The following is a 13,794-nucleotide window of genomic DNA, read 5'->3' on the forward strand; positions in this document are numbered from 1 at the left end:
GCCGGGCCCCGGCGGCGGCCAGACGGGCGGCGCCGGTCATCTGCGCCCCGCCCAGCACCACGGCATGGCCGCGCCGGTACTTGTGGCTGCCGGAATCCGGCCAAAGGTAGACCTTGCGCCAGAGGACGGGCTCGTTGAGGAAGGTCCCCGCTCCGATACCCTCCAGCACGGCCTCGGGAATGCCGATGTCGGCCACGACCAGTTCGCCGCAAAGATCGCGGCCCGGCAACAGGAAATGGCCGGGCTTGGCGCGAAAGAAGGTGACGGTCAGGCGGCAAGGCGGGGCGGCCCCCAGCACGGCGCCGCCGTCGCCTTCGACGCCGCTGGGGATGTCGATGGCGACGCAGTCCAGGGATTCGGCATCGATGCGTTCCACCGCAAGCCGCGCCGCCCCGCCGAGCGGGCGGGCGAGGCCGGCACCGAACAGGGCGTCGACCACCAGCGGACGGTCTGCCAGAATTTCCGGCCCCAGAGATTCCACCGGCCCCCGCCAGCGTCCGGCGTTGACCGCCGCGTCGCCCTTGAGACGTTCGCGCCCGCCCAGCAAGGCGAGGCGCACCGGCCAGCCTGCCGCCTCCAAAAGCCGGGCGACGACGAACCCGTCGCCCCCGTTGTTGCCGGGGCCGCAGAGCACAGCCACCGCGCGGGGGCTCCAACGCCGGCGGATTTCGCGGAAGACCGCCATTCCCGCCGCCTCCATCAGATCGAGGGACGACACGCCACCGGCCGCCGCCGCGGCGTCGGCCTTGTACATCTCGGCGACGGAAAGCAGCTCGACCCCGATCATGGGGAAAGCCTACCCGAAACCGCGCGTTCGCTCTATAAGTCCCTGCAACGAAGGGAGAGAAGCGACGTGAAGGTCCTGGTACTCGGTGCGGGCGTGGTGGGCGTGGCGGCGGCCTATTACCTGGCCCGGCACGGCCTGGAGGTGGAGGTCGTCGACCGCCAGCCCGGGCCTGCCCTGGAGACCAGCTTCGCCAACGGCGGCCAGATCTCGGCCAGCCACGCCGAACCATGGGCGAATCCGGACACGCCGCGCAAGATCCTGAAGTGGATGGGCCGCAAGGACGCTCCCCTGCTCTTCCACCTCCGACTTGATCCGGCGCTCTGGGCCTGGGGGCTGCGTTTCCTGGCGAATTGCCCGGCCGCGCGGGCCCGGATCAATATCGAGCGGACCCTGCGCGTCGCCCTCTATAGCCGCACCTGCCTGGCGGAACTGCGCGCCGAAACCGGCATCGCCTACGATCAGCGCACCGCCGGCATCCTCCATTTCTACCGCGACCCCCAGGAATACGACCACGCGGCCCGCCAGGTCGGCCTGATGGCCGACCTTGGTTGCCGCCGCGAGACGGTCGACGTCGATGCCTGCATCGCCCTGGAACCGACCCTCGCCCTCGTCCGCAATCAACTGGCGGGCGGTATCTTCAGCCCCGACGACGAAAGCGGCGATGCCCACCTCTTCACCCGCCGCCTGGCCGATCTGGCGGCTGGCCTGGGGGTAGTCTTCCGCCATGGCGTGACTATCCGGGGCCTGGCGCGGGAAGGCGACCGGATAACGGGCATCGCCACCGACGCCGGAATTCTGACCGCCGACCGCTATCTGGTGGCGCTGGGAAGCTACAGTCCTTTGCTTCTCCGCCCCCTGGGGCTACCCCTGCCCATATACCCCGCCAAGGGCTATTCGGTCACCCTGCCGCTGGCGCGGCCCGACTTGGCGCCGACCCTCAGCCTGACCGATGACGAGCACAAGCTGGTCTTCAGCCGCCTGGGCGAGAATCTCCGGGTAGCCGGGACCGCCGAGATGACCGGTTGGGACACCTCGTTGAACGAGACCCGCGCCCGCTTGGTCCTGAACCAAGCCCTCGATCTGTTCCCCGGCTGCGCCGACCCGGCACGGGCAACCCTCTGGACAGGACTCCGCCCCAAGACCCCGGACAGCGTGCCCATCCTGGGTGCCACTCGCTTGCGCAACCTGTTCCTCGATACCGGCCATGGCACCCTGGGATGGACCATGGCCTGCGGCTCAGGCCGGGCGATGGCCGACCTGCTGGCCGGCCGCGAACCCGAGATCGATCTTGCCGGACTGGGCATGGACCGCTTCTCCTGAAGCCTTTATGATCGCGCTCGGGATAGAGAGGCCCCTATGGATACCCGCAGAATTTTCGGCTTGGCCATACTGGCGTTCCTGACCGTCGTCATCCTGGCGACGACTTGGGAATTCTGGCTGGAGCCCATGTTCGGGCCGGTGATGTTCGGGAGCGGTCCGGGCCTCGTCTCCCAGCAGTGGGAGTTCGTCATCTTCTCCGTCCTGGTGGCCGGTTTGGCCCTGGGCATCACCGCCCTGGTAGCCATCCAGGCCGAACAGCGCGAAGCTGCCGGTCGTCGCGCCCTGGCGGAAAGCGAGCAACGGTACCGCAGCCTGGTCGAGATGTCCCCCACCGCCATCGTGGTACACAAGCGCGGCGTCATCGCCTACGCCAACCAAGCCGCCGCCACCTTGCTGGGAGCCCGGACGCCGGAGGACTTGGTCAACATCGGTGTGCTCTGCCTGGTCCATCCGCAAGACCAAAAGCAGGTGGCGGGCCGTCTCAAGGTCCTGTGGGAAGGGGCGAGCGGCTTGCCCGCCGCCGACCTGCACATGGTGCGGCTGGACGGTGACGAGATCGACGTCAGCGCAGCCACGACATCGACCACTCTGTATGGGGAACCGGCCCAACAGACGGTAATGAGTGACATCACGGAGGCCAAACGCTCGGCTGAATTGCTGCGTACCGTCGCCGAGGGCCTGTCGGGCAAGGTGGGGGAGAGCTTCTTCCACTCGCTGGTAGCCTATCTGGCGGAAACCCTGGAGGTCGAATATGCCTTCGTCGGCGAGTTGATCGACGAACTTCCACCTTCCATCCGCACCATTGCGGTACAGGGCGGCCGCACGCCGCGGCCCAACTTCCAGTACCGGCTCGACGGCACACCATGCAACGAGGTGGTCGGCAAGAAGACCTGCGTCTTCCCCAAGGGGGTCAAGGACGACTTCCCCCAGGACCGCGTCCTGGTGCAGATGGGCGTGGAAAGCTATGTCGGAACACCGCTGTTCGATTCCTCCGGCCGGCCGCTGGGCATCCTGGTGGTGCTGGACACCAAGCCCATTGCGGACTCGGAACTGGCTGTCTCGCTGTTGCAGATCTTCGCGGTGCGGGCCGCCGCGGAATTGGAACGCAACCGTTCCGAGGAAGCGATCCGCGCCAACGAGGAACGCTTCCGCGCCGTTGCCGATTCGGCCAACGACGCCATCATCTCGGCCGACCATGCCGGCAGAGTCGTTTTCTGGAACCGGGCCGCCGAGCGCCTGTTCGGCCACGGCCTGGACGAGATGATCGGCCAACCGTTGGACGCCATCATCCCCGAACGCTACCGCGAGGCCCATGCCCGCGGCATGGCGCGGGCCTCGGCCGACGGCAGCGGCACCTTGATCGGCGGCACGGCCGAACTGTACGGCCGGCGTAAGGACGGCGGCGAGTTTCCGGTGGAACTCTCCCTGTCCACTTGGTCGACGCGGGGTGAGCGTTATTTCACCGCCATCATCCGCGATATTTCCGAAAGGCGGCGCACCGAGGATCGCCTGCGCCAGTTGTCGCGCGCCGTCGAACAGAGCCCGGTCTCGGTGGTCATCACCGACACCCAGGGCACCATCCAGTACGTGAACCCCAAGTTCACCGAGGTTTCCGGCTACAGCGAGGACGAGGCCCTGGGGAACAATCCAAGGATACTCAAGTCCGGCGAGACCTCGCCCGACGACTACCTAGCCATGTGGGACGCCCTGCGCGCCGGCGAAACTTGGCGCGGCGAATTCCACAACCGCCGCAAGAGCGGCGAACTCTACTGGGAATCGGCCTCCATCTCGCCCATCCGTGCCGCCGACGGCACCGTCACCCACTTCATCGCCGTCAAGGAAGACATCTCGGAACGCAAGCAAACCGAGCGCGCTCTCCACCAAGCCAAGGAACAGGCTGAATTCGCCAACCGCGCCAAGACCGAGTTCCTGGCCAACATGAGCCACGAACTCCGTACGCCGCTCAATTCCATCATCGGCTTTTCCGACTTGGTCATGAGCGAGGTCTTCGGGCCGGTCGGCGCCCCCCAGTACCGGGAATACGTCCGGGACATAAACGACTCCGGCAAGCACCTGTTGGACCTGATCAACGACCTTCTGGACATCGCCCGCATCGAGACCGGCGAACTGCGCCTGCACGAACGGCCCGTCGACGTGCTCCAGGTGGTCGGCACCTGCCGCCGCCTGATCGAGGAGCGGGCCCGCAACGCCAGTCTGACCCTGACGGTCGTCACACCGTCCGGCCTGCCCGGCCTGAACGCCGACGAGCGCAAGGTCAAGCAGATCCTCATCAATCTTTTGGGCAACGCGGTCAAGTTCACCCCCGAGGGCGGCAACATCGCCCTGTCGGCAAGACTGGACGAGGAAGGCGCCATCGTATTCGCCGTGGAGGATACCGGCATCGGCATCGCCACCGGCGACATCGCGACCGCGCTCTCGCCATTCGGACAGGTGGACGGCACCCTGGCCCGCAAATACGAAGGGGCCGGCCTGGGTTTGCCGCTCAGCAAGAACCTGGCTGAACTGCACGGCGGCTCCCTGGTTCTGGAGAGCGCGCCAGGCATCGGCACCCGTGTGACGGTCCGTTTCCCGCCGGAACGAACGATTCGCCCGTCCTGACGCGATTTCCGCTGGAATCCGCGCCCCTCCCGCACTAACACTGTAGGATCAACGACCGCGGACCTACCGCGGCGCGAACAGGGACGTCCATGGATACCAAGGAACGCCTGACGTGGCGGATCACGCTGCGCTATGGGGTCGTGCTGGGCTGCATCGCAGCGCTGGCCCTGGCATCGTTCCTGCTGTTGGACGAACTGGCCCGGCGCCAGGAAGGCGCCGCCGCCCAGGTCAACGTGGCCGGCCGCCAGCGCATGCTGTCCCAGCGCATCGCCCTGCTGGCGAAGAACTACGCCGAGAGCCGGCGCGACGAGGAACGCATGCATCTGCGGTCAGGCATGCTGGACGCCATCAACCTGATGGAGGCTTCCCACGAGGGGCTGATCAAAGGCAGTCCGGCCATGAAGCTGCCGGGCCGCCCTTCCCCCGAGGTCTGGAACATGTATTTCCAGCCTCCCATGGAATTGGACAGCGTACTCAGGACCTTCATCGAGCACTCCCGCCACCTTGCCGTCGAAGACGACCCCGACCGCTTGGCCCACAACCTGCACCTCCTGGATGTGCATCTGACCAGTTCATGGAACCTGTTGCCCAATCTGGATTCCGTGGTACGGCGCTACCAGCAGGAGGCCGACGACACCGTTCTCAACCTGAAACGCGGAGCCCAGACGATCCTGGGCCTGACCCTCCTGATCCTGCTGCTGTCGGCGGCCGGGGTCTTCCGGCCCCTGGTGCGCCAAGTACGCCACGAGATGCAGAACCAGCAGAACACCGAAAGGCGCCTGCGCGGCATTCTGGACAGCGCGTTGGATGCCATCGTCACCATCGACGCCCAAGGCCGGATCGTCGAGTTCAGCCCCTCGGCCCAATCCCTGTTCGGCATCGAAGCGGAAGCCGCGGTCGGCCGCGACGTGGCGGACCTGATCGTCCCGGACCGCTTCCGCGAACGGCACCGGCGCGGCCTGGAGGAATTCCAGAAGAGCGGCACCGGCCGCCTGCTCGGACGCCGGGTGGAATTGCACGCCCGCCGTGCCGACGGCAGCGAATTCCCCATCGAACTGGCGGTGGCGGCGATCCAAATCGAGGATCAGCGGCTGTTCACCGCCTTCATCCGCGACGTGAGCGCCCACCGCGCCGCCGAGGACGCCCGGCGCAAGCTGACGCGAGCCGTGGAACAGAGCCCGGTCTCCATCATGATTACCGACAGGGGCGGCCGCATCGAGTACGTGAACCCCAAGTTCGAGACGGTGACCGGATATGGAATGGCGGAAATCCAGGGCCAGACGCCGGCCTTCCTGAAATCCGGCGACATGCCAGAAGACGCCTATCGGGAACTCTGGAAGACCGTCGCCGCCGGCGGCGAATGGCGGGGCGAGTTGCACAACCGGCGCAAGGACGGCAGCCTGTTCTGGGAATTCGCTTCCATCTCCCCGGTCAAGGACCGGGCCGGCGAGGTCACCCATTACATCGCGGTCAAGGAGGACATCACCGAGCGCAAGGCGGCCGAACAAGCCTTGCGCGAGGCCAAGGAGCAGGCCGAGTACGCCAACCGCACGAAGACCGAGTTCCTTGCCAACATGAGCCACGAACTGCGCACGCCGCTCAACGCCATCATCGGCTTTTCCGATCTCATGTCGGGCCAGATCTTCGGCCCCCTGGGCCGGCCGGAATATCTGGAATACGCCAAGGACATCAACGACTCGGGCCGCCACCTTCTGGACCTGATCAACGACATCCTGGACGTCTCGCGCCTGGAGATCCAGGAGCTGGACCTGGACGACCGGCCCCTCGACGTGGCCGATATCGGCGAATTCTGCCTCGGGCTCGTGCGTTCCCGTGCCACCAACGCCGGCCTCGCCCTGAAATTGGAGTTGGCCGAGCCCCTGCCCCGCATCAATGGCGACGAACGGCGCATCAAGCAGGTGCTGCTCAACCTGCTGACCAACGCGGTCAAGTTCACTCCCGAGGGCGGCCGCATCACCTTGTCTGCCGGCGTGGAAAAGGATGGCTGGTTCGCCTTCCGCGTCGCCGACACAGGCATCGGCATCGCCCCCGAAGACATCGAGACGGCCCTTTCCACCTTCGGCCAAGTGGACGGTTCGTTGGCCCGCAAATACGAAGGCGCCGGCCTGGGCCTGCCGCTGGCCCGCCGCCTGACCGAAGCCCACGGCGGCCGCCTGCTCATGGAAAGCCAAGTCGGCCTTGGCACCACAGTCACCGTTCTCCTGCCGCCGGAGAGGGTGGCGGAGGCCTACATCCCCAGGTAGGCCGCACGGACCTGGTCGTCGCCGAGCAGGTTCTGGCCGGTGCCGCTCAGGGTGACGCGGCCGGTTTCCAGCACATAGGCGCGATCGGCGATGGCCAGCGCCGACGAGGCGTTCTGTTCCACCAGGAAGACCGTCGTTCCCTCGTCGCGCAGGCGCTCGATGGTGACGAAGGTCTCGTCCTTCAGATTGGGGGCCAGCCCCATGCTCGGCTCATCGAGCAGCAAGAGGCGCGGCCGGGCCATCAGGGCGCGGCCCACGGCCAACATCTGCTGCTGCCCGCCCGACAACGTGCCGGCCGCCTGCCGGCGCTTGGTCTTTAGAGCCGGAAACATGGCGTACATGCGGTCCAGGTCTTCTGCCGACTCGCCGCGCGGCCGGGTAAATCCCCCCAGCAACAGGTTGTCCTCGACGCTCATCGGCGCGAAGACCTGCCGTGCTTCCGGCACCTGGGAGATGCCGAGCCGCACCCGCTCGTCCGCCGCCATGCGGAGAATGCTCTTGCCCTCGAACAGGATGTCACCCTTGGAAGGCGGCTGTATCCCCGAAATGGCGCGCAGCAGGGTCGACTTTCCCGCCCCGTTGGACCCCACCAGAGCGATCAGTTCGCCCTTGCCGATATGCAGATCGATGGCGCGGAGCGCCTGGATGCGCCCGTAATGGACGTCCAGCCCGCGCACGTCCAGCATGGGGACGGGATCAATGCTCATGCAGGGCCTCCACGCCCAGCTTCATGGCGCCCAGATAGGCGGCGATCACCTTGGGATCGGCCCGCACTTCGGCCGCCTTGCCCTCGCCCAACTTGCGGCCGTTGTCGAGCACCAGGATATGGTCCGAGATGCCCATCACCAAGCGCATGTCATGTTCCACCAGGACCACCGTGATACCGGTCTCCGAGACCTTGCGGATCAACTCGTCGATCGCCTGGGTCTCGGAGGCGTTCAGGCCCGCCGCCGGTTCGTCAAGCAGCAGCAGTCGCGGCTTTGCCGCCAGGGCGCGCGCTATCTCCAGGCGCTTGAGCGCGCCGTAGGGCATGGCCGAGGCATGGGCGTCCAGGAAGGCGCCAAGGCCCACGAAGCGCATCAGTTCGCGGGCTTCCTCGCGGGCCTCGCGCTCGCGCCGTTCCATGCCCCCCAGACGGAACAGGGCGGGCAGGAAACGCCGGTCCAGGTGCAAGTGCATACCCACCATGACGTTCTCCACCGCCGTCATGTTGAAGAAGACCTGGAGATTCTGGAAGGTGCGCGACATTCCGCGTGCCGCCAGTTCGTGCGGCGCCAGCCCCTCGATAGGCAGATCCTCGAAGAAGACACGGCCCGCGGTCGGCGTGTAGACCCCGGTAATCAGGTTGAACAGGGTGGTCTTGCCCGCCCCGTTGGGACCGATGATCGAATGGATGTCGCCCCGCTTGATGGTGAAGCTCAGGTCATCGACGGCATGGACGCCGCCGAACTCCTTGCCGATGCCCTCGACGCGCAGCACGGTCACGGCGCGCCCTCCCCCTCGTCCTTGCGGCCGGCGAACAGTCCGACCAGAGTGGGTACCAGGCCCCTGGGCATGAAGATCATGGTCAGCATCAGGATGGCCCCGAAGACCATATGTTCGTAGTCGTGCAACGCGGTAAGCAACTGCGGCAGGACCGTCAGCAGCACCGCCCCCACCACGGCGCCGAAAGTCGAAGCCATGCCGCCAAGGACCACCATGGTCACAAGTTCGATGGATTTGATGAAACCGACGCCCGAGGGCGACACGAAGCCGCCGTAATGAGCCCCCAGGCTACCGGCCAGGGAAGCCAACACCGCCGACAGGGTGAAGACCAGAACCTTGTAGCGGGTGGTATCCACCCCCACGACCTGGGCCCCGACCTCGGAGCCGTGAATGGCCCTGAGCGCCCGTCCGATGGGCGACTCGATCAGGTTGAGCGCCAGCCAGGCCGTGGCCAACAGCAGGACCCCGACGAGCCCGTACCAGGCCTTCTCGCCCTTCACCTTGAGGCCGAACAGATACAGGGATTCCAGGCTCATGCCATCGGGCCCGCCGGTAAGCCCGGATTCCGAATTGATCACGATGGCGATGATGATACCCAGGCCCAGGGTCGCCATGGCCAGGTAATGCCCCTTCAACTTGAGCACCGGGCGGGCCACGACGAAGGCCAGAAGGCCGGCCAGCGTCGCGCCGACCGCCATGGCGGCCAGCGGCGGCCAGCCATAGGAAGCGGTCAGGATGGCCGAGGTATAGGCCCCGATGCCCAAGAACCCGGCGTGGCCCAGGCTGATCTGGCCGGCGTAGCCGATCAGCAGGTTGAGGCCGATGCAGACGATGGCGTTCAGGCCGGCCCGCACCGCCACCTCGAAATAGAAGCTGTTGGGCAGGAACAGAGGGATGACGGCCAGGAACAGGGCCAGGGCAAGCAGTCCGCCGGTACGGGGAGAACGCAGGCGATCCATCAGACCCGCTCCGCGTCGCGGCGACCGAACAGGCCGTTGGGCATGAAGAACAGTACCAGCAGGATCAAGACGAAGGCCATGGCGTCCTTGTATTCCGACGACAGGTATCCGGCACCGAAAGCCTCGATCACCCCCAGGACGATGCCGCCCGCCACCGCCCCCCAAGACCGCCCCAGGCCGCCCAGAATGGCGGCGCAGAAGCCCTTGAGGCCCAGCATGATGCCGATCTCGTAGTAGGTGTTGGTGATGGGAGCGACCAGGATGCCACCCACGGCGCCCAGCAGGGCCGAAAGGCCGAAGCTCAGCAGCAAAACCCGCCGGGTATCGATCCCAACCAATTGCGCAGCGAACTTGTTGAAGGAGGTGGCGAGCATGGCCTTGCCCATCAGGGTGTGGTCGAAGAAACGCCACAACGCCACCACGATTACCGCCGTTCCGCCCAGCACCCAGAGGTTCTGTGGCAAGATGGCGGCGCCGCCGATGGGAATGGCGGTCTCGCCGGAAAAGGCCGGCAGGCGATGAAATTCCTTGTCGAGCACCACCTGCACCAAGCCGCGCAGGAAGATGGAGGCGCCGATGGTGATGATGATCAGAGTCACCACCGAGCCTTCCTTCACGGGTTCGATGGCCAACTTCTCCAACGCCAGGCCGATCAGCACCGATACGGCCACCGCCAGCAGGATGGCGACGGGCATGGGCAGCCCCAGGCCCATGAAGGCCACGGTCGCCATGCCGCCCAGCATGACGAACTCGCCCTGGGCGAAGTTGATCACGTGGCTGGCGTTGTAGATGATGGAAAAGCCGAGCGCCACCAGGGCATAGACGGCCCCGTTGGTGATTCCCGACAACAGAAATTGCAGGAAAGCGTCCATCCGTTCTGCACCCCGACGATGGGGTGGCGTTCTAACCCACCCCGGCCGGAAAGGCACGCACGAATTTCGCGGGACATGCCCCTCCCGATCAAGACGGCTTGGGGACGGCATGGCGACATCATTGCGAATTCTAGCGGAATTTTCTTGCCTTTCCTGCCCGAATTTGGTATGAATATTCTTGTCGCGGGGAACTGCAGGAATAGCGAAATTCCCCGTAAGTGCAGAGCAGCACAGCCGGTTATCCGGCAAGCGCATTAGCCGCCTCACTCCTGTGAGGTGACTTCGGTCTCCGGATCTCCCCCTTGTGAGGGGCCGGGCCGTCGTAATAGAGGTTAAAGAGCCGTCGCCCCCATGCGCGACGGCTCTTTCCGTTGCAGGAGCCCCATGAAGCGTCCCCGGATCGTCCCCGCCACCCCGGAGTCCATCGCCGAAGCCGCGGGCTTGATCCGCGCCGGACGCCCGGTGGCTTTTCCCACCGAAACCGTCTACGGCCTGGGTGGGGACGCGACCCGCGATTCCGCCGTGGCTGCCATCTTCGCCGCCAAGGATCGGCCCCGCTTCAATCCCCTGATAGTCCACTTGCCAACGAAAGAGGCCGCCGAATCCCTGGTCGCCTTCGACGACCGCGCCCGCCGGCTGGCGGAAACCTTTTGGCCCGGCCCCCTTACCTTGGTTCTGCCGCGCCGTACCGACTGCCCGGTTTCCTTGTTGGCGGGGGCCGGACTCGACACGTTGGCGGTCCGGGTTCCGGCCCATCCGGTGGCCCTGGAACTGTTGCAGGCCGCCGGTCTGCCCTTGGCCGCCCCCAGCGCCAACCGTTCCGAGGAAGTCAGCCCGACCACCGCGGCCCACGTGGCCGAATCCCTGGGCGACCGGATCGAGTTGATCCTGGACGGAGGCTCCTGCCGGATCGGGTTGGAATCCACGGTCCTCGACCTGACCGGCGTACGGCCCGTACTCCTTCGGCCGGGCGGAGTGACGTCGGAGGCCATCGCGGCCCTGGTCGGCCCCGTGGCCACCGCCGGTCGGGACGATGTCCCCCGTTCGCCCGGCATGTCGCGCCGCCACTATGCGCCACGGCTGCCGTTGCGCATCAACGCCTGCTGTGCCGGTGAAGGCGAGGCTCTTCTGGCCTTCGGGCCGGCGCCGGCCGACGCCATTCTCAACCTCAGCCCGTCGGGCGACTTGACGGAAGCCGCAGCCAACCTTTTCGCCATGCTGCGCCGCCTGGACGGTGGCGCCTTCGTCGGCATCGCGGTGCGCCCCATTCCCGACCACGGCCTGGGGCTGGCCATCAACGACCGCCTGCGGCGCGCCTCGGCCGGACGGGAATAGCCCTTATGGAACCCGCGGTGCCGCAAAGTTTCCTGGCCTTCTTCGAACTGACCGGCGTGGCGGTCTTCGCGATCACCGGCGCCCTGGTGGCCGCCCGCAAGGAGATGGACCCCTTCGGTTTCGTCGTGGTGGGCACCGCCACCGGCATTGGCGGCGGCACGCTACGTGATCTGTTGCTGGATCAACCGGTGTTCTGGATCGTCGACAGCCGCTATTTGGTTGCCGGCGCGGTGGCGGCGCTGTCCACGTTCTGGTTGGCCCGCTTCTTCCATTCCCGCTGGAGCCTTCTGCTCTGGGCCGACGCCCTGGGCCTCGCCCTTTTTGCCGTCACGGGGACCCAGAAGGCGGTGGCGGTCGGGGCCTCGCCGCTGATTGCCGTCCTGATGGGAGTCATGTCGGCCAGCTTCGGGGGCCTGATCCGCGACCTTCTCTGCTCGGAGCCCCCTCTGTTCTTCCATAAGGAGATCTACCCTTCGGCCGCCGCGGTGGGTAGCCTGGTCTACCTGATGCTCGGGAGCATGGAACCGCCGGCGGGCCTTTCGGAGGCCGCCGGATTCCTGGCGGCGTTCCTGGTGCGAGCTGCCGCTATCCGCTGGAGCCTTTCCTTCCCGCGCTATACCGGCACACCCAAGCCCCCGCCGTCGGCAGGATGACCCGACCGTCCGGGGTTTCGCCACCGGACAACGTCACCGCCTTGTCCTCCGCCGACGCGGATGCTAATTCAAGAGGCATGAATCAGGTTCTGGACGCCATTCGCACCGTGGTCGGCCCAAGAGGGTGGATCGATGAGGCTTCCGACATGGAATCCTACGGTGGCGAGGAGCGCGGGCTCTACCGGGGTTCCTGCTTGGCCGTGGTACGCCCCGCCGATACCGCCGAAGTGGCGCAGGTCCTTCGCCTGTGCGACGAGGCCGGTCTGGCGGTCTATCCCCAAGGGGGGAATACCGGCCTGGTCGGCGGAGCGGTGCCCCAGGGCGGCATCGTGTTGTCGACGGAGCGCTTGAGCCGCCTGCGGGCCGTCGACGCGCTCAACCACACGCTCACCGTGGAATCGGGCATGATCCTGGCGGACGTCCAGCGCGCCGCGGAAGAGGCCGGGGCCTACTTTCCCCTCAGCCTGGGTGCCGAGGGAAGCTGCCGCATCGGCGGCAACCTATCGACCAACGCCGGAGGCATCAACGTTCTGCGCTACGGCAACGCCCGCGATCTGGTGCTGGGCCTGGAGGTGGTGTTGGCCGACGGACGCATCTGGGACGGCCTCAGAGGCCTGCGCAAGGACAACAGCGGCTACGACCTGAAACACCTGTTCGTCGGTGCCGAGGGCACCCTGGGGGTCATCACCGCGGCGACCCTGAAGCTGTTTCCCCACCCGGTCCAGCGGGAAACCGCCATGGCGGCGCTGGGGTCGGTGGAAGCGGTGCTCGACTTGTTCAAGGAAGCCCGCGACGCCCTGGGCGGCTTGTTGACTGCTTTCGAGTTGATTCCCCGCCGCGGTCTTGAATTCGCCCAGTTCCACATTCCGGGCGTGGCGGACCCCTTCCCAACGCACTATCCCTGGTACGTCCTGTTCGAGGCCGCGAGCCCCCGCCCCGGCGACGACCTGCGCGGGACCCTGGAGACGATCCTGGAAGCGGCTTTCGAGACCGGCACGGTGGCCGATGCGGTGCTGGCGGATTCCTTGGGCCGGCGCCAGGCCCTGTGGCGCATCCGCGAGACCATCCCCGAAGCCCAGAAGCCGGAAGGCGGCAGCATCAAGCACGACGTGGCGGTTCCCATCTCGCGCGTCGCGGAATTCATGCACCGTGCCACGGCGGCGGTGGAAGCGGCGATTCCCGGCGTGCGGGTTTGCCCCTTCGGCCATGTGGGCGACGGCAACATCCACTTCAACCTGTCCCAGCCGGTCGGTGCCGATACCGACGCCTTCCTGGCCCGCTGGCACGAGATGAACCGCATCGTCCACGACATCGCGGTGTCCCTGGACGGCACCTTCAGCGCCGAACACGGCATCGGGCTCCTGAAGAAGGACGACTTGGCCCACTACCGCTCGCCGGTCGAACTGGAACTCATGCGCAGCCTGAAACGCACCCTGGACCCCAGGAACATCATGAATCCGGGCAAACTGCTGGACGTCTAGGGACCTTGGCCGCGAGAGC

General features: G+C 66.5%; 11 protein-coding genes. 6 read left to right on the plus strand and 5 right to left on the minus strand.

Going from position 1 to position 13,794, the window contains the following annotated elements:
* Nucleotides 1–787, minus strand: a 787-nt coding sequence (locus H7841_11980) for an NAD(P)H-hydrate epimerase (GenBank protein ID MEO5337595.1), incomplete at its 3' end; no start/stop codon positions are given.
* 66 nt (nt 788–853) lie between these two features.
* On the opposite strand from H7841_11980, the gene H7841_11985 reads away from it, so the two are divergent.
* The 3 genes from H7841_11985 (at nt 854) to H7841_11995 (ending at nt 6,990) form a co-directional block, all read left to right on the plus strand.
* Entirely contained in the window at nt 854–2,107 is a 1,254-nt protein-coding gene (locus H7841_11985) for a D-amino acid dehydrogenase (protein MEO5337596.1), read from the plus strand.
* Between the two features lie 36 nt (nt 2,108–2,143).
* Nucleotides 2,144–4,726, plus strand: a complete 2,583-nt coding sequence (locus H7841_11990; protein ID MEO5337597.1) for a PAS domain S-box protein — start codon at nt 2,144–2,146, stop codon at nt 4,724–4,726.
* A gap of 89 nt (nt 4,727–4,815) precedes the next feature.
* Nucleotides 4,816–6,990: a PAS domain S-box protein gene (locus H7841_11995; GenBank protein MEO5337598.1), complete on the plus strand. Its 2,175-nt coding sequence runs from the start codon at nt 4,816–4,818 to the stop codon at nt 6,988–6,990.
* Here the strand turns inward: H7841_11995 and H7841_12000 are convergent.
* The 4 genes from H7841_12000 to H7841_12015 are packed head-to-tail and all read right to left on the minus strand — an operon-like array spanning nt 6,975 to nt 10,306.
* A complete protein-coding gene (locus H7841_12000) occupies nt 6,975–7,697 on the minus strand; it encodes an ABC transporter ATP-binding protein (GenBank protein ID MEO5337599.1) in 723 nt (240 codons plus the stop codon). The genes H7841_11995 and H7841_12000 overlap by 16 nt on opposite strands.
* Entirely contained in the window at nt 7,687–8,475 is a 789-nt protein-coding gene (locus tag H7841_12005; GenBank protein ID MEO5337600.1) for an ABC transporter ATP-binding protein, read from the minus strand. The genes H7841_12000 and H7841_12005 overlap by 11 nt, the downstream gene beginning before the upstream one ends.
* Nucleotides 8,472–9,434, minus strand: coding sequence for a branched-chain amino acid ABC transporter permease (locus tag H7841_12010; GenBank protein ID MEO5337601.1), 963 nt, complete (start codon nt 9,432–9,434; stop codon nt 8,472–8,474). The genes H7841_12005 and H7841_12010 overlap by 4 nt, the downstream gene beginning before the upstream one ends.
* Nucleotides 9,434–10,306, minus strand: a complete 873-nt coding sequence (locus tag H7841_12015) for a branched-chain amino acid ABC transporter permease (GenBank protein MEO5337602.1) — start codon at nt 10,304–10,306, stop codon at nt 9,434–9,436. The genes H7841_12010 and H7841_12015 overlap by 1 nt, the downstream gene beginning before the upstream one ends.
* Nucleotides 10,307–10,690: 384 nt before the next feature.
* Here H7841_12015 and H7841_12020 point away from each other — a divergent pair, with 384 nt between their 5' ends.
* From H7841_12020 to H7841_12030, 3 genes are all read left to right on the plus strand, one after another.
* Entirely contained in the window at nt 10,691–11,641 is a 951-nt protein-coding gene (locus H7841_12020; GenBank protein ID MEO5337603.1) for an L-threonylcarbamoyladenylate synthase, read from the plus strand.
* Between the two features lie 5 nt (nt 11,642–11,646).
* Entirely contained in the window at nt 11,647–12,294 is a 648-nt protein-coding gene (locus tag H7841_12025; protein MEO5337604.1) for a trimeric intracellular cation channel family protein, read from the plus strand.
* A gap of 77 nt (nt 12,295–12,371) precedes the next feature.
* The gene (locus tag H7841_12030; GenBank protein MEO5337605.1) at nt 12,372–13,775 is read left to right on the plus strand and encodes an FAD-binding oxidoreductase; all 1,404 of its coding nucleotides are present in this window, start codon (nt 12,372–12,374) and stop codon (nt 13,773–13,775) included.
* Nucleotides 13,776–13,794 lie beyond the last annotated feature (19 nt).

It is taken from the genome of Magnetospirillum sp. WYHS-4, assembly GCA_039908345.1.
GTDB lineage: Bacteria > Pseudomonadota > Alphaproteobacteria > Rhodospirillales > GLO-3 > JAMOBD01.